The organism is Micromonospora sp. NPDC047557 (assembly GCF_043205095.1).
In the GTDB taxonomy this organism is placed as follows: Bacteria; Actinomycetota; Actinomycetes; order Mycobacteriales; family Micromonosporaceae; genus Micromonospora.
In genome coordinates this window covers 97,637-120,182 of sequence record NZ_JBIDDK010000004.1, presented here as the reverse complement: position 1 = coordinate 120,182, position 22,546 = coordinate 97,637, and the positions used below count along the sequence as shown (strand labels likewise).

The following is a 22,546-nucleotide window of genomic DNA, read 5'->3' as shown; positions in this document are numbered from 1 at the left end:
GCAGGGCGTCTAGGGCCCGTCGACGGGCAGGCAGGCGCCGCCGTGGTCCGCCTGCCGCACACACCGGCGGCGATCAGGCATGATCCGGTCGCAGAAAACCCAATGTCGTACGTGCTGCGCGTCCTCGGCCGAGACGGTGGTCCCGGCGACGTCGACCTGCGTGGTCGAGGTCAGCGAACGGGCGAGCCTACGGGCCAGGTTCAGCGCCTCGGCCAGGTCGGCGACCGCCACCGGCAGGTGAATCACGTGTCGGGGCGGCGGTTCGGCCGGCTCGGTGAATGCCAGCACGGCGGCCCGAGGCAGCGGTACGAAGATCCGGTCCGGCGGAATCACCGCTGACGCCTCTCCGGCCCGGTGCTCTGCCGGGCACGCAGCGCCCGCTTCACCCGCGCGTTCTCCTCGCTGAGCAACGCCAGGTCACGGTGCAGCGCGGTCAGATCGAGCGCGACGCGGTGCAGGAACCGCCGCACCTCGCTGGGGTTGAGGCCCCGCCGGCCGAAGCCGACGGTGGCGAACTGGCGGTCGCGGACGTGCCGCGGATGCAGCCGGCTGCCGTCGTAGAACGTGCCTCTGGCCATCGGTCACCTCTGTCGTCGTCGGTCGATGGGCGGGTCGAGGTCGCGAGAGCGCCCCTTTTCGTGGTAGGTATTCGGTCAAGTCGGTTCGGAGCCCGGATTCGCACATCCCGACGCTCTAGTTGAGACCCGACGAGAACCGGTATGCGACTGCCACTCGCGAGGCCGCCTCTCGTCACCTTTTCGGCTGTTGGCACAGCCGCGGTTGCCGCGTTTGCACCGGGCGTCCCCGGGGGCCGGCGATCACCCTCACCCGCAGGCCACGTTTCCAGTGGCCTCGGTATTGGTGCAACGACACCAACGGAATCCTTTTTTGGGTGCCCCGGAGAGGTGAGCATGGCCGCGAACAGAGAGCCGTTCGTTCGAACCCTGCGTGCCCAATGGCTGGGCCAGCAGATGCGTGAGCTGCGCGAGAAGCGTGGGCTCACCCTCAAGTACGTCGCGCAGTACCTTGAGCGTGACTTCTCGTCGCTGGCTCGCTACGAGAGGGCGGAATGGCCCTTCCGGAGAGATCTCGTCGTGGCGTTGCTGGACCTTTACGGCGTCTACGAGGAGCGAGAACGGGAGCGGCTCATCCAGCTCGCGCAGGACGCCTGGCGCGTCGACCGCTGGGACAACGGCTTCGACAAGACGATCTACGACAACTCGTTCATTGACTTCCCGTGGTTGGAATCGAGAGCCGATGAGGTCTGTACCTACGCGGCGCATCTGATACCCGGTCTGCTTCAGACGCTCGACTACGCCGAGGCGGTCATCAGGAATGCCGAGCCCAGCTCCGCGAGCGAGGTCGAGATCCGGAGGTGGGTCCAACTGCGCATGGATCGGCAGCGGTTGCTGGATGGTCCTTCGCCGATGAGACTCGCCGTGATCATCGAGGAGACGGCCCTGCGGCGGCCTGTCATGAGTAGAAGCGTCATGGCTGCTCAACTGGCCCACCTGGCGCGCGCCACCGCGAAGCCGACCGTCGAGATCCGTGTCCTCCCGCTGACCCTCGGGCTGCACGCGGGCCTGGACGGCACCTTCTGGCTCTTCCGGATGCCTTCCCCCTACTCGGACGTCGCCCATGCTGAAACCCTCGGTGGGCGGCTCTTCCTGGAATCGGACAATGCCTCGCGGTACGTCCGCGCGTACGATCGCCTCCGGGAGGCCGCACTCAGTGCGACTGAGTCGGCGAAGCTGATCACAGCACTCGCAGAGGAGCTGTCATGAGCGAGTCCACGCCTCATGTCGCCTGGCACATCAGCACGAGGAGCCCGGACAACGGCGGCAACTGCGTCGAGGCGGGGCCTGTTCTCGACGGCTCTGGTCGGGTGGCGGTGCGCGACAGCAAGGACCGCGCGGCGGCGACCCTCCTCTACGGCGTCAGCGGCTGGGCGGCGTTCGTCAACGGGGTCAAGGACGGCAGGTTCGCCCGCACCGAGCCGTGATCGACTCGACATCGCCGACGTTGGGGTGTCCCGGCGAGTTGATACCCCCACATCGGCGATGTCGAGTTGATCAGCAATTGGGTGGCGGCACCCACCGATCCGCGGGCACCATCCCGGTCGTGGAGACGTACGAGGTGGCGGACCTTTTCGACCAGGCGGTGCAGCGGCTGCGTCGCGTCGTCGACTCGGGCGACTCCGACGACGGATCGGAGCTGCTCCGGCAGGCGGCCGACTCGGGTTCGGTGGCCGTCGGTCTGGCGGTCGGGCACCTTGCCGACGCGGACCGCGTGGTGCGCGCGGCGGCGTGCGACCTGCTCGGCTTCGCGAGTGACGTGCACGGGGACGACCTGCGTGCCGCCGCCGCGACGGCCCTGATCTCGCTCGCCGGCACCGAAGTCGATCCCGAGGTGCACTGGTCGATCGCGCGCGCCCTGGGCGCCACCTGCGATCCCCGCGCGCTGCCCACCCTGGTCACCCTCGCGAGCAGCCCCGACAGCGACGTACGGTTCCAGGTCGCGGTCGCGGTGCCGGCGGTCCTCGACGATCCTCCGGCCGAGGCGGGTGAGGCGGTATTGCTCGACCTGTGCACGGACGCCGACCCGACGGTGCGGGAATGGGCCACCTTTGGGCTCGGCTGGGTGAGCACCGCGGACGGGAACGCCGTCCGGCAGGCGCTGTGGGACCGCACCCGCGATGTCGACCCGGAGGTACGCGCGGAGGGCGCCCGAGGGTTGGCCCGGCGGCGGGACGCACGTGCGCTTCCACTGGTACGTGAGCTGCTCGCCCGGGACGAGGTCCACTCGTTCACCTTCCAGGCCGCCGCGTACCTGGCGGACCCGTCGTTGCTGCCGCTGCTGGACGGATTCGATCCCAGCGCGGATCGTGTCGCCCAGGCCCTGCTCGAATGTGACCCGGTGCGCCGCGTCCAGCGCGACGACGCGGTGTGGCGGATTCTCGACGTCATTCACCGCCGCCGTCCCGATCTGCGGGTCGCCATCTTCGGCGAACGGTGTGACCTCGGCCTGTATCTCGAGGTCACCGACGGGCCGGGCGTCACCGACCACTGGTTCGCGGATGCGCTGCTGAGGCGGGCCGGAGACGACCCGGATCGGGCCGCCGACCTGGCGATCGCGGACGTGGAGACGCGTCTCGCTTCACAGCCACCTCACAGGGGTGCTGGATAGGGTGCCCGTCGAGTCAACGTCCGACTCCAACACAGGAGCGGTCGGCTGTCGCACAGGAGTTTCGATGGTCTTCAAGAAGATGTTGAGCGCGTTCGGTGTGGGCGGTCCCAGTGTGGACACCGTGCTGACCAACCCCAACACCCGGCCCGGCCTGACCCTCGACGGGCAGGTCAACCTCGTCGGCGGTGACAGCCCGGCGGCCATCGAGCAGGTGGTGATCGGTCTGGTCACCCGGGTCGAGGTCGAGGGCCACGACACGGAGTACGCGGGCACCATGGAGTTTCATCGGATGGCCGTCAGTGGCGCGTTCCAGCTCGCGCCCAAGCAGGAGCTGTCGATCCCGTTCCAGCTCCCGGTGCCGTGGGAGACCCCGATCACCGACGTGTACGGCCAGCGCCTGCACGGCATGACGATGGGCCTGCGGACGGAGCTGTCGGTGGCCCGCGCGGTCGACAAGACCGACCTGGACCACGTGGCGGTGCACCCGCTGCCGGTGCACGAGCGGATCCTGGAGGCGTTCCAGCGGCTCGGTTTCCGGTTCAAGCACGCCGACCTGGAGCGCGGCCACATCCGGGGCGTGCAGCAGACGCTGCCGTTCTACCAGGAGATCGAGTTCTTCGCCTCCCCGCAGTACGCGAGCACCATCAACGAGGTCGAGCTGACCTTCGTGACGAGCCAGCGCGGCGTCGAGGTGATCCTGGAGTGTGACAAGCGCGGCGGCTTCCTGAGCGCCGGGCACGACGCGTTCGGCCGCTACCAGGTGTCCCACGCCGACGTCGACCGCGTGGACTGGGCGCAGGTCGTCGACGGGTGGCTGCGCGAGACGACGTCCCGCTACGGCAGCCTGCGCTCCCAGTACGGCCGCGGTCACGGCTACGGTCCGGGTCACGGTCACGGGCGTGGCGGCATGGGCGTGGGCGGCGTGGTCGCCGGCGCGGCGCTCGGCGTCGCCGGCGGCATGATCGCCGGCGAGATGATCGAGGACGCGTTCGAGGGCGACTTCGGCGGAGACTTCGGGGATTTCGGCGGCGACGAGTAGCGATTCCACACACGACGGTGGCCTCCGGGAGATCCTCCCGGAGGCCACCGTGCGCTGTGCTGTCACCCGGTCAGTGCCGGGCCTTGCGCTCCTCGCTGCTGCGCCAGTTGCTGCCGGCCTTGGCCAGACCGCGGCTACCGAGGTAGCCCAGCGTCAGCAGGGTGATCAGGAACCAGGCGTTGTCGGCCCGGAAGATGTCCACTCCGGCCGAGTTCCGCCCAACGACCTGCGACGCGCCCAGTACGGCGGCCACCGCGATCAGGTAGATCCAGAACTCGGTGGTCTTGAAGGCCTGCTTGGTCTCCGTACCAGGTGCCTGCATGTCGTTGCGACGCCCGTCGTGCATGACCGGCATCTGCTGCGTCTCCCGCATCGCGGCGGGATTCTGCGGGTCGTTCATCGGCCGGTTCATCGGCCGGGTGGAAGCAGCCTGCGTGCTCATCTGGTCCTCCTCAGGATGCGATGAGTCGTACCTGCATTCCCTCGCCCCGCTACCGCGTTTCGGCCACGGCACGGTTCGCTTTCACGGCGGGGACACCCCCCGACTACCCGAGGCCCGGGACCAGGTAACACTCCCTCAGCCGAAAAAGAATCGACGGCGGCCGGGGCCGTGCCACTGCCGGCGCGACCCGCGCCGCGCGGGCACTTTCCGACCCATCGGGGCGGATGTCCGTTTCCCGCTCGGCACGCGGGTGCCGCGGGTTTGGCCGACCGGTGGCCGGGCACGCAGTCGGTTCCACAGCTTCTGCGAGGTGATGACCGTGCGTGAGGACGACATGCGGCAGGAGGCCGCCCGGCAGGCCGAGAACCGGATCGCCGGCAGTGTGTACGGCGAGGGCGCCCTCGACGAGGTGACAGTGCCCCCCACCGACGTGGAGAGCCAGATCCAGCGAGACGACCCACTCGACCCCGCGCACGAACGGGTCGATCCGCGGGTGCTGCACGATGGCGGCCCGGTCGGTGGGCAGGGTGCGGTGACCACCACCGGTGGCACGGCCGGCCCGGCGAGTGTGCGTCGGGTGGCCCGCCAGCCGGAGCGGCACCCGGGCAAGGTGGCTCCGACGACGACCGGGGATGCCACCACCGGCGGTCTGAGCACCCCGATGGGCGGCAGCACCAGCGACCAGTCCACGTCCGCCACCGGGCCGGCGAAGTCCATCCGGGACCGCTCGACCGACTGACCGACGGTGAGCCCGCCCCCGCCGACCGGCCGGTCAGCGGGGGCGCGGCGGTCGGTCAGCGGCAGGGGCGCAGGACGCCCAGGCGTTGGGTGGCCCGGGTGAGCGCGACGTACAGGTCGCTGCGCCCGCGCGGCGACTCCGCCACCATCCGGTCCGGGTCGACCACCAGCACCGAGTCGAACTCCAGCCCCTTGGCCTGCGCGACCGTCAGCACGACCACCCGGCTCTCCAGCTCCGGTTGCTCGCCCACCGTGGCCTCGGGCAGCGCGGCGGTCAACGCCGCGCCGAGCGCGTCCACCCGGCTGGCCGGCACGATGACGCCGAGCCGGCCCTCGGTCAGCCCGGCGGCCTCGCGCGTCGCCGCCGACACCAGCTCCGCGGGCAACTGCTCGTCGGGCACCGCCCGGTCCCACGGTGGTACGCCGCTCTCGCGCACCGAGCGCGGCGGTCGCAGCGCCGGGTCGATCTCGGCCAGTACGTCGGCGGCGACCGCCATGATCTCGGCCGGCGTGCGGTAGCTGACCGTCAGCTCGGTCAGCCGCCAGCGCTGCGCCACGTAGGGGGCGAGGGCATCGGCCCAGGACGGCGTCCCGGCGAGCGCGCCGGTCTGTGCCACGTCCCCGACGATCGTCATCGACCGGCTCGGGCAGCGGCGCATCAGCAGCCGCCACGCCATTGGCGACAACTCCTGCGCCTCGTCCACGATCACGTGCCCGAACGCCCAGGTCCGGTCGGCGGCGGCGCGCTGCGCGGTGGTCAGCCGGTCGGCCTCCTCCTGCCGCTCGAGCAGCCGGTCGGCGTCGATGAGGTCGGTCACGCCGAGGATCTCACCGCCCTCGGCCTCGTCCTCGACGTCGATCGAGCGGGAACCCCGGGCGATCTCCAGGACGCCCTCGGCGTACTCCCGTTCCATCATCCGGATGCGGTCCCGGCGGGCGGCGGCGGCCCGCTCGTCCTCACCGAGCAGCTCGGCGGCCTCGTCCAGCAGCGGCACGTCGGCGGGCGTCCAACCACCCGGCTCGCGATGCAGCCGGGCGCGCTCGTCGTCGGTGAGCATCGGCGCGGCGGCGGCGATCCGGTCCGGGTCCGCGTACAGGTCGGCGAGCAGGCGCTGCGGGGTGAGCACCGGCCACAGCCGGTCGAGGGCGGCCTGAATCTCCGTCTCCTCGCGCAGCTCGCGGCGGATCTCGGCGCGGTCGGCCTCGTCGAGCAGATTGTCCCCGCCCAGCGGGTCGGCGCCGATCCGCTCCGCCACCTGGTCGGCGAGCGCGTGCACGATCTCCACGTCGAACAGCGCCCGTGCCAGGTTGTGCGGCCGGTCAGTGCGGCGCACCCGGTCGCGGGCGGCGCGCACCGTCTCCGGGTCGAGGGTCAGCACCTCGCGCTCGACCTCGATCTCCAGCGGCTCGTCGGGCACCCACTGCCGGTCCCGGACGGCCAGCGCCAGCACCTCGGCGAGCACCGCCCGTCCCTTGAGCGCCGCGGTCTCGGCCGGCTCGACGCGCTGGGCGCTCACCCCGGGAAACAGATCACCCTGGGTACGCAGCAGCACGCCCGTCTCGGCCAGTGTGGGCAGCACCTGGGAGATGTAGCGCAGGAACGTCGCGTTCGGGCCGACCAGCAGCACACCGCGGCTGGACAGCTCCCGCCGGTGTGTGTAGAGCAGGTACGCCGCCCGGTGCAGGGCGACCGCCGTCTTGCCGGTGCCGGGGCCGCCCTGGACGACCATGACGCCGGGCAGATCGGCGCGGATGATCGCGTCCTGCTCGGCCTGGATGGTCTCCACGATGTCGCGCATCCGGCCGGTCCGGCCGGCGTTGAGGGCGGCGAGCAGCGACGCCTCACCGGTCAGCTCCTCGTGCCCGCCCGGCGAGGCGCTGTCGATGTCGAGCACCTCGTCGTTGAGCCCGGTCACCTTGCGCTGGCGGGTGCGCAGGTGCCGCCGTCGGCGTACGCCCTGCGGGTTGGCGGCGGTGGCGAGGTAGAACGGACGCGCGGCGGGGGCCCGCCAGTCCATCAGCAGCGGGTCGTAGTCACCGCTGGTGTCGAAGATCCCGATTCGGCCGATGTAGCGGCGGGAGTCGTCGTCGCCGTCGAGCCGCCCGAAGCAGAGACCATTCTCCACGGCGGAGAACTGCTCGACCTGGTCGGCGTACATCGCCACGGAGCTGTCGCGCTGGGAGCGGTCCTGGAGGGTGCCGCCGGTGTTGCGCAGCTCGGCGGTGAGCCGGTGGGTGGCCTGCTCACGCAGCCCGTCCAGCCGGTCGTAGAGCATCGAGACGTACTCCTGCTCGCGGCCGATCTCGTCGTCGACCGGCAATTCACCGGTACCGCCGGAGTGCCTTGACAAGCCGTCTCCCTTAAGATTAGAATGCTTTGCAGGAACGGCTTTTATGCCGTTCTTTTTTGTGCCCTCGAATTGTTGAAGATAGCGCGGCCCGCCCGCTGTCACCAAGCCGACCGGGCCGATTCGAGTCACACCAGCACGGACGCCGGGCCGACCATCTGGTCGACCCGGCGTGAGCGCTTCGGGAAATCAGCCGCGGGCCACCTGGTAGAGCCGCTCGGGGGTGACCGCTCCGGCGAGCACCCGACCGTCGTCGGTGAGCAGCACGCTGAACAGCTTCCCGGTGAGCAGTCGGCCGCTGCCCCAGTCCCCACTGACCGCAGGCAGCCCGCCGAGCAGCTTCGACACGTCCGCGTCCGGCGCCGCGCCGGCCGGCTTGCCGGCGGCCGTCTTGCCCGGGGTCCCGTCCAGTCGCGCGACCAGGACGGTGGCCCAGCCGTCGCCCACGGTACGCAGCTGCGGGTCTCCGCCCGGTGCGGCCGGCGCGGGCCGGCCCGCGGATGGCCGCTCGGCGGTCTCCTCGGTGACGGCCACCCCGGGTGGCGGGTTGAAGGCGAACTGGTCGGCGTCGGGACGCCGGTAGTCGACCTGGGTGAAGGCCATCTCGAACGCCGGCTGGTCGCTGCCCTTGGCGAGCACCTCGAAGCGCAGCGGCACGTGCTGCGCGGCGTCGATGGCGATCCGCAGCTGGTGCACCAGCGAGTCGCGGTCGCGCGGTTGGAGCACCAACTCGTAGGCGTCCCGGCCGGCGACGGTGGCCGAGCGGCCGACGCTTACCTCGGTGCTCGGATCGATCGCGCCCAACGCCAGGTCGGCGGCCTCCTGCGGGGTGGCGGGGAGGCTCGGCGTCGCCGCGGGACCCGGCTTTCCGGTGGTGCCCGGGTCACCCAGCGTGCGATGGCGCGCGGTGTTGCCCCGGCTCTCCCAGGTCCACACGTCCCGGCCGTTGCGGATCACGTCCTGCTCGCCGAGGGTGTCCATCAGCGCGACGCGCTGCCGCTCCGGCCCGGAATACCAGACCCGCAGGGTGTGCGTGCCGGTCAGCAGGGCGGTCAGGTCGTTGCCGGGAATCAGCCCGACCAGCGGCGGCAGACCGAGGTCGGCACGCTGCACGACCGTCCCGGACAACCCCTCCAGCCGGGAGGTCTGAAGATCCACCAGGAGCTGGGCGGCGGTACGCGGCGGCAGGCTCGGCTCCGCCTCGGCGGCGAACGTGCCGATCGCGGCGCCTCCGCCGATGACGGCGACGCCGGCGGCCGCCGGGACCAGCCAGCGCAGGACGGGACGGCTTCTCAGGATCGACATGGTGCACCTCCTGCCAGACATCCTGCCCGGTCGGCGCTGTGAAGGCGCTGAGGACGCCGAACCTTCGGCTTTGACCCGGGTGGCACCCTTGGACCGTGCGGTTGTTGGTGGTGGAGGACGAGGCCCGGCTGGCGGCTGCTCTGCAACGCGGCCTGCAGGCGGAGGGGTTCGCAGTCGACGTGGCGGCGACCGGCCCCGCCGGACTGGACGCGGCCCGGCACGGCGGGTACGACGCGATGATCCTCGACGTGATGCTGCCCGGGCTGTCCGGCTATGAGCTCGTCCGCCGGCTGCGCGCCGAGCAGCATTGGCTGCCGGTCCTGATGCTCTCGGCCAAGGACGGCGAGTACGACCAGGCCGACGGCCTGGACTGCGGCGCCGACGACTACCTGACCAAGCCCTTCTCGTACGTGGTGCTGCTGGCCCGTCTGCGGGCCCTGCTGCGTCGGGGAGCGCCGGAACGCCCCACCGTGCTGACGGTTGGTGACCTGCGGCTGGATCCGGCCCGCCGACGGGTGACCCGTGCCGACGCCGAGGTGACGTTGACCGCGCGGGAGTTCGCGTTGCTGGACTATCTGATGCGTCGTCCCGGCCAGGTGATTTCCAAGATCGAACTGCTGGACCACGTGTGGGACGCCAGCCTGGAGACGGCGCCCAACGCGGTCGAGGTGTACGTCGGCTATCTGCGTCGCAAGCTCGGCCGGGACCGGCTGGAAACCGTCCGGGGCGCTGGCTACCGGCTGGCGACGTGACACCGGCCGACCCGGTGGGTGGTCGTCGGGTCCGCCGGTTGCCCGGGTGGGGTCTGCGCGGGTTGGGCCTGCGCGGGCGGCTCACGGCGCTCGGCGTGGTCGGTCTCACCCTCGGGCTGGCCCTCGGCGGGGCGGTGCTGCTGGGCGCGCTCGGCTTCGTGCTCCAGCGCACCGTGGACACCGAGGCGTTCCGGACCGCCGACGCGGTGGTTCTGCTCGCCGCCGAGGACGCCCTGCCCGACCCGCTGCCGGTGGCCGGCGGGCAGGTCCGGGTCCAGGTGATCGACGCGCAGGGTCGGATCCGGGCCGCCTCGATCGACGCGGACCGGCTGGTCCCGATGGTCCGCCCCGAGCGGTTGGACACCGGTCGCCGTCAGCGTCTGGTGGTGCCGGCGGAGCGAGCCGGGCTCACCGGCCCGGTTCGGGTGGTCGCCGTACCCGCCGGCACGGCAGCGGATCCGCTCACCGTCCTGGTCGCCCGGTCGATGGCCGACGTCCGGCACAGCACGCACGTGGTACGCGCCATCCTGCTGGTGGCGTTCCCGCTGTTGGTGGCGACCCTGGCCGGGGTGGCGTGGCGGGTGATCGGTGCGACGTTGCGTCCGGTGGAAGCGCTGCGCCGGGGCGCCGAGGAGATCACCGGCCGCGCGGGCGGCGGCCGCCTGCCGGTGCCCGCCTCCGCCGACGAGATCCACCGGCTGGCGGTCACCCTCAACGGGATGCTGGACCGGTTGGAGTCGGCCCGGACCCGGCAGCGCGCCTTCGTCTCCGACGCGGCCCACGAGCTGCGCAGCCCGCTCACCAACATCCGCACCGAGCTGGAGGTGGCCCAGCGGCTCGCCGACCGTACGGACTGGACGGCGGTGACCGTCAACCTGCTCGCCGACACGGAGCGGCTGAGTCGGCTGGTCGACGACCTGCTGCTGCTGGCCCGCCTGGACGAGATGCCGCCGGCCCGGGGGACCGGCCCGGTCGACCTGGGCGCGCTGATGACCGAGGTCGCCGCCCGGTACCCGTCCCCGCCGGTGCTCCTCGTGCCGCCGCCGGGCCCGCTGTGGACGGCCGGAAACGCGGCCGAGCTGCGGCGGGTGCTGTCGAACCTCGTCGACAACGCCGTCCGGCACGCGCGGGGCAGCGTCGTCCTCACCGCCGAGCCGCACGACGATGCCGCGTACCACCTGGTGACGGTGACCGACGACGGCCCGGGGATTCCGGCAGCCGACCGGCGACGGGTCTTCGACCGTTTCACCAGGTTGGACGACGGCCGGGGCCGTGACGACGGCGGCGCCGGCCTGGGCCTCGCCATCGTGTGGGAGCTGGTCCGCCGCGCGGGCGGCACCATCACCCTGACCGACGCCGACGGCCCGCGAGGGCTGCGGGTGCGGCTGCTGCTCCCGAGGACGCCGACCGGGGACGGGCCGCAAGCGGCGGTCGACACACCATGACGACGCTCAGCCGGTCGGGACGTCAGCGGCGGCGGGTGCAGACCTGGTTGGCGCTCGCGACGGTGTCGGTGGACCAGACGACGGCCACGGTGAAGCAGTAGTCGTTGGCGCGGTTCAGCGCGTAGACGATGTAACTGTCGGTGCCGGCGGGCAGCGTGGCGATCGCCGTCTTCTCCTGCCCGGCCCGGCCGGCCGACACGACCACCGGCCCCTCGCCGCCGGCCGGGTACGTCCAGCGCAGAGCGATGTTGTCCCGGTTGTCGCGCAGGCTCACCGCGCCGGGCGGGGTGCCGGGTGCGGCGGCTGGCGCTGCCGTGCCGGTGGCGGCCGGCGCACCCGTGCCGGTCGGGCCGGCGCTGGGGGAGCCGTTGTCCGGCCCGGCTTTCGGGTCGTCCCCGTCGCCGACGCGCGCCACCCCGGCGATCACCGCCGCCGTGCCCAGCAGCACCACGACGACGCCGGCCACCAGCACCGGCACCAGCCGGTTGCGCGGCGACGCCTTCGCCCGGTGCACGGGCACCGGCAGCAGCCGGGACGGCGTGTACGGCTCCAGCGGCGCGTACGGCTCCGCCGGTTGGTCCGGCTGGGTCGACGCGCCGGGGCGGTGCAGCCGGTAGACGCCGGACGTCTCCTCGGTGCCGGCGGTGAACCCGGCCACCGATGGGGGCACCGGCGGGACGATGGAGTGCGGAGCGGGCTCGTCCGTCGGGTCCGGCGGCCAGCGGAAGCCCGGCGACCCGTCCGGCTCGTCGGCCGGCACCCGAGGGTTCGGCACCGAGCCGACACCGTGCCCGGCCCGGCCCTCGTCGTCGCGGTCGGCCGGACCGGTCACCCCCGGGTCCACCTGGCGCGGCGGGGGCGCGGGTGGGTGGTAGGCGGACTCGACCGGCCGGTCGTTGTGCGGCGCGGTACGCGCGGCCGGCACCACCGGGGCGTCCCGGTCGGCGGGCGCGTCGTCGGCGCAGACATGGTCGGGGTTGGCCGCTGCCCGGGCGAGAGCCGCCACCTGCAGCGCCAGCGGGTCGTCGGCGGCCAGGTGCTGCCGGCACAGCTCGCGGGCCAGCGCCAGGTTGTCGTGCGCCTCGGCGAACTGCCCACAGTCGCGCTGCATGGCGCCGAGCCGGGCCAGCATCTTGATCCCGCTGGGGTGACCGTCGCCGTACACCTCGCGGTGCAGCTCCCAGGCGTCCTGGAGGCGGTCGCGGGCCACCGTGCACTGGCCCCGGGCGTACTCGACGGTGGCCAGGTCGGCGTGCGCGGCCAGCACCCGCAGCGACTCCGGCCCGTCCTGCGCGGTCAGCTCGATGATGACTTCCTGGTACAGCCGGGCGGCCCGGGAGTGGCTGCCCACCCGGTGCAGCACGGCGGCCAGGGTGGCCGCGGCGGCCACGGTGCGGGGGTCGGAGCGGCCGTGCAACCGGGTGGTGGCCGCGTACGCGAAGGCGGCCCAGCCTCGCGCGGAGTGCGGCTCGCCGAGGGCGACGAGCACCCGCGCCTGGAGGCTGGCCGCCTCGGCCAGCTCGGGCGTGGCGTTGGCCGGGCGGGGGTCGGCGTCGGTGAGCGCGTCGGAGAGCAGCCGTTGCGCACCGACCACGTCGCCAGTGGACACGAGGTGGTGCGCCTGGTCAGTCAACTCGTCGAAGCCGGAGGACACGCCCCATCGTGCTCATCCGACGACGGTAAGTACAAGACCCGCGCCGGTGCCGATCGGTCAGGATCTGGTCAGGTGCTCGGCCAACGTCTCGCTGATCCGGCGCAACTGGTCGACCTGGGCCGGGCTCAACGCGTCGAACAGGTGTCGGCGTACCCCCTCGACGTGGCCCGGGGCGGCGGCGGCGAGGGTGGCGAAACCGTCGTCGGTGAGCACCGCGATCTGCCCGCGCCGGTCGGTGGGGCAGTCCTCGCGGCGTACCCAGCCGGCCGCCTCGAGGCGGGCCACCGCGTGCGAGAGCCGGCTGCGCGACGACCCCGCCGCATCGGCCAGGTCGCTCATCCGAAGTTGGCGGCCCGGGGCCTCGGAGAGCCGGACCAGGATCTCGTAGTAGGCGTGCGGCATGCCGGCATCGCGTTGCAGCTCGCGGTCGAGCGTGTCCATCAGGGCCCGGGAGGCGGCGAGGAACGCTCGCCAGGTGCGCTGCTCATCGGGGTCCAACCAGCGGGTCATGACGCCCATCATACCCCCGATGGTTGAACGTTCAACCAAATGGCGCTAGCCTGGGGTCATGGGTATCCACCGGCTCAACCACGCGGTCCTCTACGTCAGTGACCTCGCCCGCAGCGTCGCCTTCTACCGCGACGTGCTGGGCTTCCGCCCGGTGGCGATGACCCCGGACGGCTTCCGGGGCGCCACCTTCCTCCAGGCCCCCGACTCCACCAACGACCACGACCTCGGCCTGTTCGAGATCGGCGCGGCCGCCGGCCGGTCCACCGCCGGCCGGTCCACCGTCGGGCTCTACCACCTGGCGTGGGAGGTCGACACCCTCGACGAGCTGGCCGCCACCGCCGAGCGGCTCTCCGCCGCCGGGGCGCTGGTCGGCGCGTCCGACCACGGCACCACCAAGAGCCTCTACGGCCAGGACCCGGACGGCCTGGAGTTCGAGGTGGTCTGGCTGATCCCGGCCGACCTGCTCGACGACACCGCCCTGGCCGCCCGCAAGCGCATCGGTCGGCTCGACCTGGACGCCGAGCGGCAGCGCTACGGCGGGCAGACCCGCGGTGGCGTGGGGATCTCCGTGCCGGCCTGAGCCGGCCATAGGGTAGAACGGACCGATGCCAACCAACCGGACCACCGACTTCCTCCGTGAGCTGCTGGTCCGCCAGGTGACAACCTGGCTGCCCGCCGCCCTGCACCGCTCCCGGCGGGCAACCATCGCGCTGGCCTGGGCCGGCGCCGACGGCGGCGCAGCGGAGGCGGTGCTGCGGGTGGTCGCCGGCCACGCCGCCCAGGTGCGCGGTCGACAGGTGACGGTGCTGGTGCTGGCCGACGGCGCCGCCGACCTGCCGGCCCGGCTCGGGCCGATCGAGGCGGAGTTGCCTGCCGAGGTGACCGTGCACCTGCTGCCCGGCGGTCCGGACCGGCTGCCGGTGGCGGTGAAGGCGGCCGGCGCGGCCGGATCGCCGCTGTTCTGCTTCCTGGACCTGCCCGGCGAGGTGCCCCCGCACCTGCTCGGCGCCGCCGCCAACGGCCGCACCGGCGAGGTGCTGCTGCACGCCGGGGGCGTCACCCGTGCGGCCCTCGTCGCCGCCGGGTTCCCGCTGGTCGCCGAGGTGGCGCCGGTGCTGCCAACCGACGCGACGGGTCCGGCTGACACGACAGCTCCGGCCGGCGCGAGGGGTGACGCGGCGGCTGGCGTGGTCGCGTTCGGCAGTCGTTCGGACCGGAGTCTGGAGGCGCTCCGTGACGCGCTCTGGACGGTCGGCGCGGAACTCGGTGTGCGCTACCGCGACCCCGCCGACCCGACGGCCCCGCCGGTGGACGTGGCCGGGGACCCGGCCCTGGAACCGCTGGCCGGGGAGCTGCTGGCCGAGCTGCGCCGGGGCGGGCCGCGGCCGGTCACCGAGCTGCGCCGGCACACCCTCACCGCGACCGTCTACCGTGCCGCGGACGCCAACCGCGCGCTCACCAACCTGGTCGAGACTGGCGACGTACGCCGCGAGCGCGACAGCGGCCGCCTCGCCGGCGACGAGATCATCACGCCCACGCGCTGAGGTGAGGGTGGGGCGGGTGGACGCCGAGCGGGGTGCCGGTGAATCACCGGCACCCCGCTCGACTCCCGGGACGCTACGACCGGGACTTGTCCTGCTTCCAGGACAGCGGACCCGGCAGGTCGACGCGGTGTGCCCGGGCCTTCGAGTTCCAGGACCAGCGGCCGATCTTGATGCTCCACGAGGAGAAGCCGTTCTCGGTGAAGTTCAGGATCAGCGGACCGATCTTCTTGCGCTTGCGAAACATGAGGCCCATCGGAGGTCTCCCCTCGTCACCGTTCCCTGCCGTGTCGAGATCGAACATTCCCGGACGGGCGAATTCCGAAACCCCCTCGTCGTCCCGGGTGGACGGTGGCGCGGCGCGACCCGACAATCCCTATCCAACAGATAGGTGTTGCGCGGCGGTAAACGCAGCTAGGGGCGCTTCGTAACATCGCCAGCGATGAAAGTCTCACCTTCTGGAAGACCGTTGACCGGTCGCTCCCACCGGCGGCAGCATGAGGTCATGTCGCAGCGGGATGAGCTCCTCCTCATCGCTTGCGTGCACGTCGACCTGGTCCGGCACGCGAGCGCGCTCTGTTGAGCTGACCGGTTCTCCCCGGCTCGGCTCCGTCGCCGCACTCTCACCGCTCGCCCGCTCACCGCGGAGCGGCGTGGCTCCACGCCTCGCATCCGGGCGTACCCCGCTCCCATCGTGGACAGATCAGGAGACCTCCCATGTCCCCACCCCGTCGTGCCCTTCTGCGGAGCCTCGCGGCCGCCGCCGCGTTGACCCTGCTCACCGGCGTGGCCGGCTGCGGCGGTGACGCCGAGGCCGGGCAGGCCACCGAGCTGCGCTACCAGGGCTCGGTCGGCCAGGTCACCCTCCCCGAACTCGCCGCCGACCTCGGCTACCTCGGCGACGTGAAGCTCACCTGGATCGGCAACGTCACCGGCGGTCCGCAGGACATCCAGGCCACCGCCACCGGGCAGAGCGACTTCGGCGGCGCGTTCAACGGCGCGATCGTCAAACTCGCCGCCGCCAACGCGCCGATCACCGCAGTCGTCAGCTACTACGGCTCGGACGCGCAGACCTTCCAGGGCTACTACGTTCTCGACAACAGCCCGATCCGCAACCCTCGTGACCTGATCGGCAAGAAGGTCGGCATGAACACTCTCGGCGCCCACGCCGAGGCGGTGCTCAAGACCTGGCTGTCTCGCGGCGGGCTCACCCCCGCCGAGGTCAAGCAGGTCGAGCTGGTCGCCCTGCCGCCGGTCAACACCGAGCAGTCGCTGCGGAAGAAGCAGATCGACGTCGCGGTGCTCGGCGGGGTCATCCGGGACAAGGCGATCGCGGGCGGTGGCCTCCGCACCATCGTCACCGACTACGAACTGCTCGGCGCGTTCAGCGCCGGCACGTACGTCTTCCGCGACGACTTCATCAAGCGCAACCCGGAGACCGTCAAGGCGTTCGTGACCGGAGTCGGCAAGGCCATCGAGTGGGCCCGCACGCAGCCCCGGGAGACAGTGGTCGCCCGGATGCGCGACATCATCGCCAAGCGTGGCCGCAACGAGGATCCGTCGCTCGTCGCGTACTGGAAGAGCAGCGGCGTCGCCGGGCGCGGCGGGGTGATCAGCGAGCAGGAGTTCGGCACCTGGATCGACTGGCTCGCCGCCGAGGGCGAGCTGAAGGGCGAGAGGCCCAAGCCGTCCGACATCTTCACCAACCGCTTCAACCCCTTCGTGGACGGAGGGAACGCGTGAGCACCGACAAGATCCTCTTCGACCGGGTGAGCAAATCCTTCCCGGTCCGCGCCACCCGGCGTGGGACCGCCGGCGCGGTGACCGCGCTGGACCAGGTGACCCTCGGGGTACGCCCCGGCGAGTTCCTCGTCGTCGTCGGCCCCAGCGGTTGCGGCAAGTCCACCCTGCTCGACCTGCTCGGCGGGCTCATCGCACCGACCGGCGGTCAGGTGCTCGTCGACGGCCGGCCCGTCACCGGCCCCGGCCTGGACCGGGGGATCGTCTTCCAGCAGTACGCGCTGCTGCCCTGGCGCACCGCCGCCGGCAACGTGGCGTTCGGGCTGGAGGCCAAGGGCGTGCCGCGCGCCGAACGTGCCGAGAAGATCGCGTACCACCTGGACCTGGTGGGCCTGAGCGGCTTCGCCGACCGCTATCCGCACGAGCTGTCCGGTGGCATGAAACAGCGGGTCGCCATCGCCCGCAGCCTCGCGTACGACCCGGACGTGCTGCTCATGGACGAGCCGTTCGCCGCGCTGGACGCACAGACCCGCGACTCGTTGCAGGACGAGCTGGTGCGCATCTGGGCGCGCACCGGCAAGACCATCGTGTTCATCACCCATGGCATCGACGAGGCCGTACACCTCGGTCAGCGGGTCGCGGTGCTGACCTCCCGACCCGGGCGGGTCAAGCAGGTCATCGACATCGACCTCGGCGACCGGGACGCCGTCGAGGACGTGCGCTCCACCGACGCGTTCCGCCACCACCGGCACCAGATCTGGACGCTGCTGCGCGACGAGGTACGCGCCGCACAGGCCGCCGAAGGCGCCGCGGGCAGCCGCACCGCCCACACCAGGGCGGTCGGTGGTCGTACCCCCGTCGTCGCCGGAGCCGACGCGCGGCGCGGGGCGCCGGCGGCGGCCGACCCCGAGGAGGCCCGCGTTGGTTGACATCGTCGAACGTCCCACCCGGCTGGCGGCCCCGCCGGCCGTGCCCGACGCGGTGGCCGCGCCCGCCGCCCCCGGCTGGACCGGTCGGTTGCTCGGCCTCGGCGCAAGGGTGCTGCACCGCAGCGTCGCGATCGTCGCGCTGGCCGCCGTCTGGGAGGGCGCACCCCGGCTCGGTCTGGTCGACCGGGTTTTCCTGCCGCCGCTGTCGGAGGTGCTGGTGGCCTGGTGGGAGCTGCTGCGCAGCGGGCAGCTCGCCGAGCACGTCGGCGCGAGCATGACCCGGTCGCTGGCCGGGCTGGGTCTGGCCGTGCTCACCGCGATCCCGCTCGGGCTGCTGATCGGCTGGTACCGGCCCCTCGCGGAGCTGCTCAGCCCGCTGCTGGAGGTGTTCCGCAACACCGCCGCGCTGGCCCTGCTGCCGGTGTTCGTGCTCATCCTCGGCCTGGGCGAGACCTCGAAGATCGCCCTGGTGCTGTACGCGTGCTCCTGGCCGATCCTGCTCAACACCATCGCCGGTGTGAAGGGCGTCGACCCGCTGCTGATCCGCTCGGCCCGCTCGATGGGGCTCAACCACCTGCGGCTGTTCCAGAAGGTGATCCTGCCGGCGGCGGTGCCGACCATCTTCACCGGCGTCCGGCTGGCCGGGGCGTACTCGATCCTGGTGCTCGTCGCGGCCGAGATGGTGGGCGCGAAGGCCGGCCTCGGCTACCTCATCAACTACGCGCAGTACAACTTCGCGATCCCCGACATGTACTCCGGGATCATCACGATCTCCGCCATCGGTCTGGTCGTCAACCAGCTCCTCGTCGCCCTCGAACGCCGCTTCTCCACGTGGCGCGTCGACGTCTCCGCCGGATAGGACAGAAACCCATGCCTCGAACCCTGCACCTCAACGCGTTCCTGATGGGCGTCGGCCACCACGAGGCCGCCTGGCGGCACCCCCGCACCGACCCCCGCCGGGTCGCCGACGTGCGGCACTTCCAGGAGCTGGCCCGCATCGCCGAACGCGGCACTCTCGACTCGCTGTTCCTCGCCGACGGGCTCTCGGTCGGGCCGAACCCCCGGCACAACATCCAGGCCGTCTTCGAGCCGCTGACCCTGCTCGCGTCGCTGGCCGCGGTGACCGAGCACATCGGTCTCATCGCGACTGTCTCCACCACCTACAACGAGCCGTTCCACGTCGCCCGCAAGTTCGCCTCGCTGGATCATCTCAGCGGTGGCCGGGCCGGCTGGAACATCGTCACCTCCGCCCAGGAGCGGGAGGCGGTCAACTTCAACCGGGACAGCCACCCCGCGCACGCCGACCGCTACCGGCGGGCCGCCGAGTTCGTCGACGTGGCGATCAAGCTCTGGGACAGCTGGGAGGACGACGCGCTGGTCTTCGACACCTCCGGCGGGATCTTCGCCGACACCGACCGGGTGCACGAGGTGGCCCACCGCGGGCCGGAGTTCCAGGTCCGCGGGCCGCTCAACATCCCCCGCGGGCCGCAGGGCCGGCCGCTGCTCGTGCAGGCCGGCTCGTCGCCGGACGGGATCGCCTTCGCCGCCCGGTACGCCGAGGCCGTCTTCACCGCCCAGCAGACCCTCGCCGACGGGCAGGGCTTCTACGCCGAACTGCGTCGGCAGGTCACCGCCGCCGGCCGGGACCCGGACCTGGTGAAGGTGCTGCCCGGCATCGCGCCCGTGATCGGTGGCACCGAGGCCGAGGCGCGGGCACTCGCCGCCGAACTGGAGGAGCTGATCGTCCCCGACTACGCCCTCGCCCAGCTCTCCGGGATGCTCGGCATCGACCTCACCGGCCTGCCGCTGGACTCCCCGCTGCCCGACCTGCCGGACGCCGACACCGTGCAGGCGCACCAGAGCCGCTACCGGCTCGTCACCGACCTGGCCCGCCGGGAGAAGCTCACCGTCCGGCAGCTCATCGGTCGGCTCGGCGGCGGTCGGGGTCACCGCGTGGTCGCCGGCACCCCGGAGCAGATCGCCGACCAGATCGAGCTGTGGTTCACCCAGGGCGCCGCCGACGGGTTCAACATCATGCCGCCGCACCTGCCCGGAGGGCTGGCCGACTTCGTCGACCACGTGGTGCCGGTGCTGCGCGCGCGAGGGCTGTTCCGCACCGAGTACACCGGCGCGACCCTGCGCGAGCACTACGGCCTGCCCCGACCGGCCAGCTCGTACGCCGCGCCGGCCCTGGTGACGGCGTGACCACCGTGGAGCGTCCGACGACGGACGCGGCAGAGCTGCGACCGGTGGACCGGAACCTGTTCCGCACGTTGCTGCGGCGGCAGGCGACAAGCGTCACCGTGGTCACCGCGGTGGCCCGCTCCACCGACCCCGCCTGCCTGGGCGGCATCGGCGCACCGATCCGGGCCGGGTTCACCGCCACCTCGTTCACCTCGGTCTCGTTGGATCCGCCGCTCGTCTCGTTCTGCCTCGGTGTGGCGTCGTCGAGCTGGCCGGTGCTGGCCCGCGCCGAGCACGTCGCGGTCCACCTGCTGGCCGCGGGGCAGCAGGAAGCCGCGACGGTCTTCGCCACCAGCGGCATCGACCGGTTCGCCGCGTACCCGGACTGGACACGCGGCCCGTTCGGGGTGCCGCTGCTGAGCGGGGTGCTGGCCCGGCTGTTTTGCCGGGTGGTGCACCGCATCCCGGCCGGCGACCACACTCTGGTGATCGCCGAACCGCTCGCCCTGGGCGACGGCGGCGACGGCATGCCGCTGGTGCATCACCGTGGTAGCTACACCACAGCGGTCCCGGCGTGAGCGCGCCCGTCGCGGCGGACCTGCTCGTGCTGGACCGGGCCGCCCAGGACATGCTGTTCCGGGCGGCCCGTACGGCCAACACGTTCACCGACGAGCCGGTCACCGACGCCCAGGTCGCGGCGATCCACGACCTCATCCGGTACGGGCCGACGGCCTACAACGGTCAGCCGCTGCGGGTGCTGCTGCTGCGCTCGCCGCAGGCGCGGGCCCGGCTGCTGCCATACGTGTCGTCGAGCAACCGGGCAAAGACGGCCAGCGCGCCGTTGGCGGCGGTGCTCGCCGCCGACGTGGACTTCCACGAGCGGCTGCCCGAGCTGTACCCGCACCGCCCGCAGGCCCGCGACTGGCTCGCCGACCGGGCCGCGCGCGCCGAGCAGGCCCGCTTCAACGCCACCCTGCAGATCGGCTATCTGCTGGTGGGCGTACGCGCCGCGGGGCTGGCCGCCGGACCGATGGCCGGGTTCGACGCCGCCGGGGTGACCCGGGAGTTCTTCCCCGACGGGCGGCACGAGGCGCTGCTGCTGCTGAACGTCGGCCACCCCGGCCCGGACGCCTGGCGCGAGCGGCTGCCCCGGCTGCCCACGGCCGACGTCATCCACACCCTGTGACCAGGGTCAGCGCGGCTCCCACGCGTCGGGCAGGGCGGTGAGCTTGCGGACGTGCGCGGGCAGCCGACCGCTGACGATCTCGGCGAGACTCACCTCGTCGACGACCCGCCGCACGGCGGCGCGGACCGCCACCCACAGGCCGGGCAGGTTCTCCGCCGCGCCCTCGTAGCGGGTCTCCTCCGGCCGCAGGCCGCGGACGCCCGCGAGGGGGCCCTCCACCGCGCGCAGCACCGCGCCGACGGTCACCTCGCGGGGCGGACGGGCGAGGGTGTAGCCACCCTCGGCGCCGCGCTGGGCGCGCACGATGCCGGCCCGGCGCAGATCGGCCAGGACCGCCTCCAGGAACTTGCGGGGCATGTCCTGCTCGGCGGCGATGGCCTGGGTGGACAACAGCGAGGGGTACGCGGTCGCGAGGCTCAGCGCCGCCCGTACCGCGTAGTCGCCGCGCGCGGAGATCTGCACCCCGCCATCATGCCCGCCCGATCCCACCGCCCGGCCCGGTGGGCTTCCCGGACCGCGTGGCGTGACCGCCGTTGGCCGGTTCGACAGCGGTGCCGGAGCGGAACCGCCCGCCGTTGGCGCCCGTCGGCTCGACCGACGGTCGGGGTCGGACCACCCGCCCGGTGGCCGGCTGATCGCGGGCGCCGCGGAACGCGCCCGGGCTGACCCCGATCTCACGGGTGAAGAACCGGCCGAAGTTGGTGGGCTCGGTGAAACCGAGTTGACGGCCGATCTGGGCGATCGGTTCGTCGCTCGCGGCGAGCAGCCGGGCGGCCTGCAACGCGACCCGCTCGTCGATGACCTGTTTGGCGCTGCGACCGGTCACGGCCAGGCAGGCGCGGGTCAGGGTCCGCACCGAGCAGCCGAGCGCGGCGGCATAGTCCTCGACCCGCCGGGTCACCTGGTAGCCGTGCTCGACCTCCCGGCAGAACCGCTGGAACGTCTCGACCTCCGGCCGGTGCCCGGACCGGGCCACACCGGGCAGTGTCAGCCGCAGCAGCAGCACGGCGAGCTGGTGGCGCAGCAGCGCACGACCGGCGGGGGCGCCGCCGTGCCGCTGGCAGTCCACCGCCAACTGGCTCACCTCGTTGATCACCGCGTCCTCGTCCTCGCCGGCCAACTGCCGCCAGGTCTGCGGGGCGTCCGGGTCGACGGCCAGGCCGTACAGCGCGTCGGCGGTCCAGCCGACCACCGTCGCGTCGAACTGTGGGCCGGCGCAGCGCAGCACCTGACCGGCGCGGACCCGCAGCAGCGTGCCGGGTCGGCACGGCAACAGGTGAAAGTCCAGCTCGGCGTCGCCGTGACCCCGGGTGGTGAGGATCAACAGCTCCCGCTCGACGAACACCGGCCGCCGCCAGCCGGGGTCACCGGCCAGGTCGGCCAGCGCGAACGTGGAAATCTCGTCGGGTACGGGTGACGCCGTTCCGATCGATGGCGCGGGGGAGGGATCGGTGGAGACCATCGTCTGCGACGGTAGCCCGAACCGCAGGTCACCGCATCCCGACCACTGTGCGCGGCGGCGCCGAGGCTTGTGACGATCCCCGCGG

Annotated in this window: 25 protein-coding genes; 15 read left to right on the top strand and 10 right to left on the bottom strand. The window is 72.6% G+C overall.

The genetic code is table 11. The features are described from left to right. Positions 1-9 precede the first annotated feature (9 nt). Positions 10-246, bottom strand: a complete 237-nt coding sequence (locus ACGGAQ_RS13365) for a hypothetical protein (protein WP_393048860.1) — start codon at positions 244-246, stop codon at positions 10-12. An 83-nt stretch (positions 247-329) separates the two neighbouring features. Next, positions 330-578 (bottom strand): DivIVA domain-containing protein, encoded by a 249-nt coding sequence (locus tag ACGGAQ_RS13360; protein ID WP_393048187.1) that lies wholly within the window; start codon positions 576-578, stop codon positions 330-332. A gap of 333 nt (positions 579-911) precedes the next feature. Here ACGGAQ_RS13360 and ACGGAQ_RS13355 point away from each other — a divergent pair, with 333 nt between their 5' ends. The 4 genes from ACGGAQ_RS13355 (at position 912) to ACGGAQ_RS13340 (ending at position 4,225) form a co-directional block, all read left to right on the top strand. Continuing rightward, positions 912-1,784 (top strand): helix-turn-helix domain-containing protein, encoded by an 873-nt coding sequence (locus ACGGAQ_RS13355; protein ID WP_393048184.1) that lies wholly within the window; start codon positions 912-914, stop codon positions 1,782-1,784. After that, positions 1,781-2,002: a DUF397 domain-containing protein gene (locus tag ACGGAQ_RS13350; protein WP_393048181.1), complete on the top strand. Its 222-nt coding sequence runs from the start codon at positions 1,781-1,783 to the stop codon at positions 2,000-2,002. The genes ACGGAQ_RS13355 and ACGGAQ_RS13350 overlap by 4 nt, the downstream gene beginning before the upstream one ends. Positions 2,003-2,121: 119 nt before the next feature. Continuing rightward, positions 2,122-3,186, top strand: a complete 1,065-nt coding sequence (locus ACGGAQ_RS13345; protein WP_393048179.1) for a HEAT repeat domain-containing protein — start codon at positions 2,122-2,124, stop codon at positions 3,184-3,186. A 64-nt stretch (positions 3,187-3,250) separates the two neighbouring features. Next, a complete protein-coding gene (locus ACGGAQ_RS13340; RefSeq protein WP_393048176.1) occupies positions 3,251-4,225 on the top strand; it encodes a sporulation protein in 975 nt (324 codons plus the stop codon). A 70-nt stretch (positions 4,226-4,295) separates the two neighbouring features. Here ACGGAQ_RS13340 and ACGGAQ_RS13335 read toward each other — a convergent pair whose 3' ends face one another. Then, positions 4,296-4,667 carry a hypothetical protein gene (locus tag ACGGAQ_RS13335; RefSeq protein WP_354855401.1) on the bottom strand — a complete coding sequence of 124 codons (372 nt, stop codon included), beginning with the start codon at positions 4,665-4,667 and terminating at the stop codon, positions 4,296-4,298. A gap of 319 nt (positions 4,668-4,986) precedes the next feature. On the opposite strand from ACGGAQ_RS13335, the gene ACGGAQ_RS13330 reads away from it, so the two are divergent. Continuing rightward, positions 4,987-5,406: a hypothetical protein gene (locus ACGGAQ_RS13330; protein WP_393048173.1), complete on the top strand. Its 420-nt coding sequence runs from the start codon at positions 4,987-4,989 to the stop codon at positions 5,404-5,406. 55 nt (positions 5,407-5,461) lie between these two features. Here ACGGAQ_RS13330 and ACGGAQ_RS13325 read toward each other — a convergent pair whose 3' ends face one another. Next, complete coding sequence (locus ACGGAQ_RS13325) at positions 5,462-7,756, bottom strand: HelD family protein (RefSeq protein ID WP_393048170.1); 2,295 nt, start codon at positions 7,754-7,756, stop codon at positions 5,462-5,464. A gap of 186 nt (positions 7,757-7,942) precedes the next feature. After that, positions 7,943-9,058 carry an outer membrane lipoprotein carrier protein LolA gene (locus ACGGAQ_RS13320; RefSeq protein WP_393048167.1) on the bottom strand — a complete coding sequence of 372 codons (1,116 nt, stop codon included), beginning with the start codon at positions 9,056-9,058 and terminating at the stop codon, positions 7,943-7,945. Between the two features lie 95 nt (positions 9,059-9,153). Here ACGGAQ_RS13320 and ACGGAQ_RS13315 point away from each other — a divergent pair, with 95 nt between their 5' ends. Together ACGGAQ_RS13315 and ACGGAQ_RS13310 are read left to right on the top strand one after the other, a co-directional pair. Beyond that, positions 9,154-9,810, top strand: coding sequence for a response regulator transcription factor (locus tag ACGGAQ_RS13315; RefSeq protein ID WP_234581645.1), 657 nt, complete (start codon positions 9,154-9,156; stop codon positions 9,808-9,810). Between the two features lie 53 nt (positions 9,811-9,863). After that, positions 9,864-11,255, top strand: coding sequence for an ATP-binding protein (locus ACGGAQ_RS13310; protein WP_393048857.1), 1,392 nt, complete (start codon positions 9,864-9,866; stop codon positions 11,253-11,255). A gap of 22 nt (positions 11,256-11,277) precedes the next feature. Here ACGGAQ_RS13310 and ACGGAQ_RS13305 read toward each other — a convergent pair whose 3' ends face one another. Beyond that, positions 11,278-12,909, bottom strand: a complete 1,632-nt coding sequence (locus tag ACGGAQ_RS13305) for a tetratricopeptide repeat protein (protein ID WP_393048164.1) — start codon at positions 12,907-12,909, stop codon at positions 11,278-11,280. A 57-nt stretch (positions 12,910-12,966) separates the two neighbouring features. Beyond that, entirely contained in the window at positions 12,967-13,428 is a 462-nt protein-coding gene (locus tag ACGGAQ_RS13300; protein ID WP_393048854.1) for a MarR family winged helix-turn-helix transcriptional regulator, read from the bottom strand. A 49-nt stretch (positions 13,429-13,477) separates the two neighbouring features. Between ACGGAQ_RS13300 and ACGGAQ_RS13295 the strand changes: the two genes are divergently transcribed. Together ACGGAQ_RS13295 and ACGGAQ_RS13290 are read left to right on the top strand one after the other, a co-directional pair. Then, positions 13,478-13,999 (top strand): VOC family protein, encoded by a 522-nt coding sequence (locus ACGGAQ_RS13295; RefSeq protein WP_393048161.1) that lies wholly within the window; start codon positions 13,478-13,480, stop codon positions 13,997-13,999. A 25-nt stretch (positions 14,000-14,024) separates the two neighbouring features. Then, positions 14,025-14,963: a hypothetical protein gene (locus ACGGAQ_RS13290; RefSeq protein ID WP_393048158.1), complete on the top strand. Its 939-nt coding sequence runs from the start codon at positions 14,025-14,027 to the stop codon at positions 14,961-14,963. A gap of 73 nt (positions 14,964-15,036) precedes the next feature. Here the strand turns inward: ACGGAQ_RS13290 and ACGGAQ_RS13285 are convergent, their stop codons facing one another. Continuing rightward, entirely contained in the window at positions 15,037-15,216 is a 180-nt protein-coding gene (locus ACGGAQ_RS13285) for a DUF4236 domain-containing protein (protein WP_007457220.1), read from the bottom strand. Between the two features lie 461 nt (positions 15,217-15,677). Here ACGGAQ_RS13285 and ACGGAQ_RS13280 point away from each other — a divergent pair, with 461 nt between their 5' ends. Genes ACGGAQ_RS13280 through ACGGAQ_RS13255 form a run of 6 tightly spaced genes read left to right on the top strand, consistent with a single transcriptional unit; the run spans position 15,678 to position 20,999 of the window. Then, positions 15,678-16,703, top strand: coding sequence for an ABC transporter substrate-binding protein (locus ACGGAQ_RS13280; RefSeq protein ID WP_393048154.1), 1,026 nt, complete (start codon positions 15,678-15,680; stop codon positions 16,701-16,703). Continuing rightward, on the top strand, positions 16,700-17,629 hold the full coding sequence (locus tag ACGGAQ_RS13275; RefSeq protein ID WP_393048151.1) for an ABC transporter ATP-binding protein: 930 nt from the start codon (positions 16,700-16,702) through the stop codon (positions 17,627-17,629). Before ACGGAQ_RS13280 ends, ACGGAQ_RS13275 begins: the two co-directional genes overlap by 4 nt. Next, on the top strand, positions 17,622-18,488 hold the full coding sequence (locus ACGGAQ_RS13270; protein ID WP_393048148.1) for an ABC transporter permease: 867 nt from the start codon (positions 17,622-17,624) through the stop codon (positions 18,486-18,488). Before ACGGAQ_RS13275 ends, ACGGAQ_RS13270 begins: the two co-directional genes overlap by 8 nt. A gap of 11 nt (positions 18,489-18,499) precedes the next feature. After that, the gene (locus ACGGAQ_RS13265) at positions 18,500-19,834 is read left to right on the top strand and encodes an LLM class flavin-dependent oxidoreductase (RefSeq protein WP_393048144.1); all 1,335 of its coding nucleotides are present in this window, start codon (positions 18,500-18,502) and stop codon (positions 19,832-19,834) included. Then, entirely contained in the window at positions 19,831-20,391 is a 561-nt protein-coding gene (locus ACGGAQ_RS13260) for a flavin reductase family protein (RefSeq protein ID WP_393048141.1), read from the top strand. Before ACGGAQ_RS13265 ends, ACGGAQ_RS13260 begins: the two co-directional genes overlap by 4 nt. Continuing rightward, on the top strand, positions 20,388-20,999 hold the full coding sequence (locus ACGGAQ_RS13255) for a malonic semialdehyde reductase (protein WP_393048138.1): 612 nt from the start codon (positions 20,388-20,390) through the stop codon (positions 20,997-20,999). Before ACGGAQ_RS13260 ends, ACGGAQ_RS13255 begins: the two co-directional genes overlap by 4 nt. A 6-nt stretch (positions 21,000-21,005) precedes the next feature. On the opposite strand, the gene ACGGAQ_RS13250 is transcribed toward ACGGAQ_RS13255, so the two are convergent. Beyond that, the gene (locus ACGGAQ_RS13250; protein ID WP_007457237.1) at positions 21,006-21,461 is read right to left on the bottom strand and encodes an Rrf2 family transcriptional regulator; all 456 of its coding nucleotides are present in this window, start codon (positions 21,459-21,461) and stop codon (positions 21,006-21,008) included. 7 nt (positions 21,462-21,468) lie between these two features. Then, entirely contained in the window at positions 21,469-22,461 is a 993-nt protein-coding gene (locus ACGGAQ_RS13245; protein WP_393048135.1) for a helix-turn-helix transcriptional regulator, read from the bottom strand. Between the last annotated feature and the right edge of the window lie 85 nt (positions 22,462-22,546).

Excerpts from the sequence above, each read along its gene's own strand:
- ACGGAQ_RS13245 (WP_393048135.1), bottom strand. The coding sequence starts at position 22,461 with ATGGTCTCCACCGATCCCTCCCCCGCGCCATCGATCGGAACGGCGTCA.
- ACGGAQ_RS13320 (WP_393048167.1), bottom strand. The coding sequence starts at position 9,058 with ATGTCGATCCTGAGAAGCCGTCCCGTCCTGCGCTGGCTGGTCCCGGCG.
- ACGGAQ_RS13265 (WP_393048144.1), top strand. The coding sequence starts at position 18,500 with ATGCCTCGAACCCTGCACCTCAACGCGTTCCTGATGGGCGTCGGCCAC.
- ACGGAQ_RS13335 (WP_354855401.1), bottom strand. The coding sequence starts at position 4,667 with ATGAGCACGCAGGCTGCTTCCACCCGGCCGATGAACCGGCCGATGAAC.
- ACGGAQ_RS13300 (WP_393048854.1), bottom strand. The coding sequence starts at position 13,428 with ATGGGCGTCATGACCCGCTGGTTGGACCCCGATGAGCAGCGCACCTGG.
- ACGGAQ_RS13360 (WP_393048187.1), bottom strand. The coding sequence starts at position 578 with ATGGCCAGAGGCACGTTCTACGACGGCAGCCGGCTGCATCCGCGGCAC.
- ACGGAQ_RS13355 (WP_393048184.1), top strand. The coding sequence starts at position 912 with ATGGCCGCGAACAGAGAGCCGTTCGTTCGAACCCTGCGTGCCCAATGG.
- ACGGAQ_RS13290 (WP_393048158.1), top strand. The coding sequence starts at position 14,025 with ATGCCAACCAACCGGACCACCGACTTCCTCCGTGAGCTGCTGGTCCGC.
- ACGGAQ_RS13285 (WP_007457220.1), bottom strand. The coding sequence starts at position 15,216 with ATGGGCCTCATGTTTCGCAAGCGCAAGAAGATCGGTCCGCTGATCCTG.
- ACGGAQ_RS13295 (WP_393048161.1), top strand. The coding sequence starts at position 13,478 with ATGGGTATCCACCGGCTCAACCACGCGGTCCTCTACGTCAGTGACCTC.
- ACGGAQ_RS13280 (WP_393048154.1), top strand. The coding sequence starts at position 15,678 with ATGTCCCCACCCCGTCGTGCCCTTCTGCGGAGCCTCGCGGCCGCCGCC.
- ACGGAQ_RS13340 (WP_393048176.1), top strand. The coding sequence starts at position 3,251 with ATGGTCTTCAAGAAGATGTTGAGCGCGTTCGGTGTGGGCGGTCCCAGT.
- ACGGAQ_RS13350 (WP_393048181.1), top strand. The coding sequence starts at position 1,781 with ATGAGCGAGTCCACGCCTCATGTCGCCTGGCACATCAGCACGAGGAGC.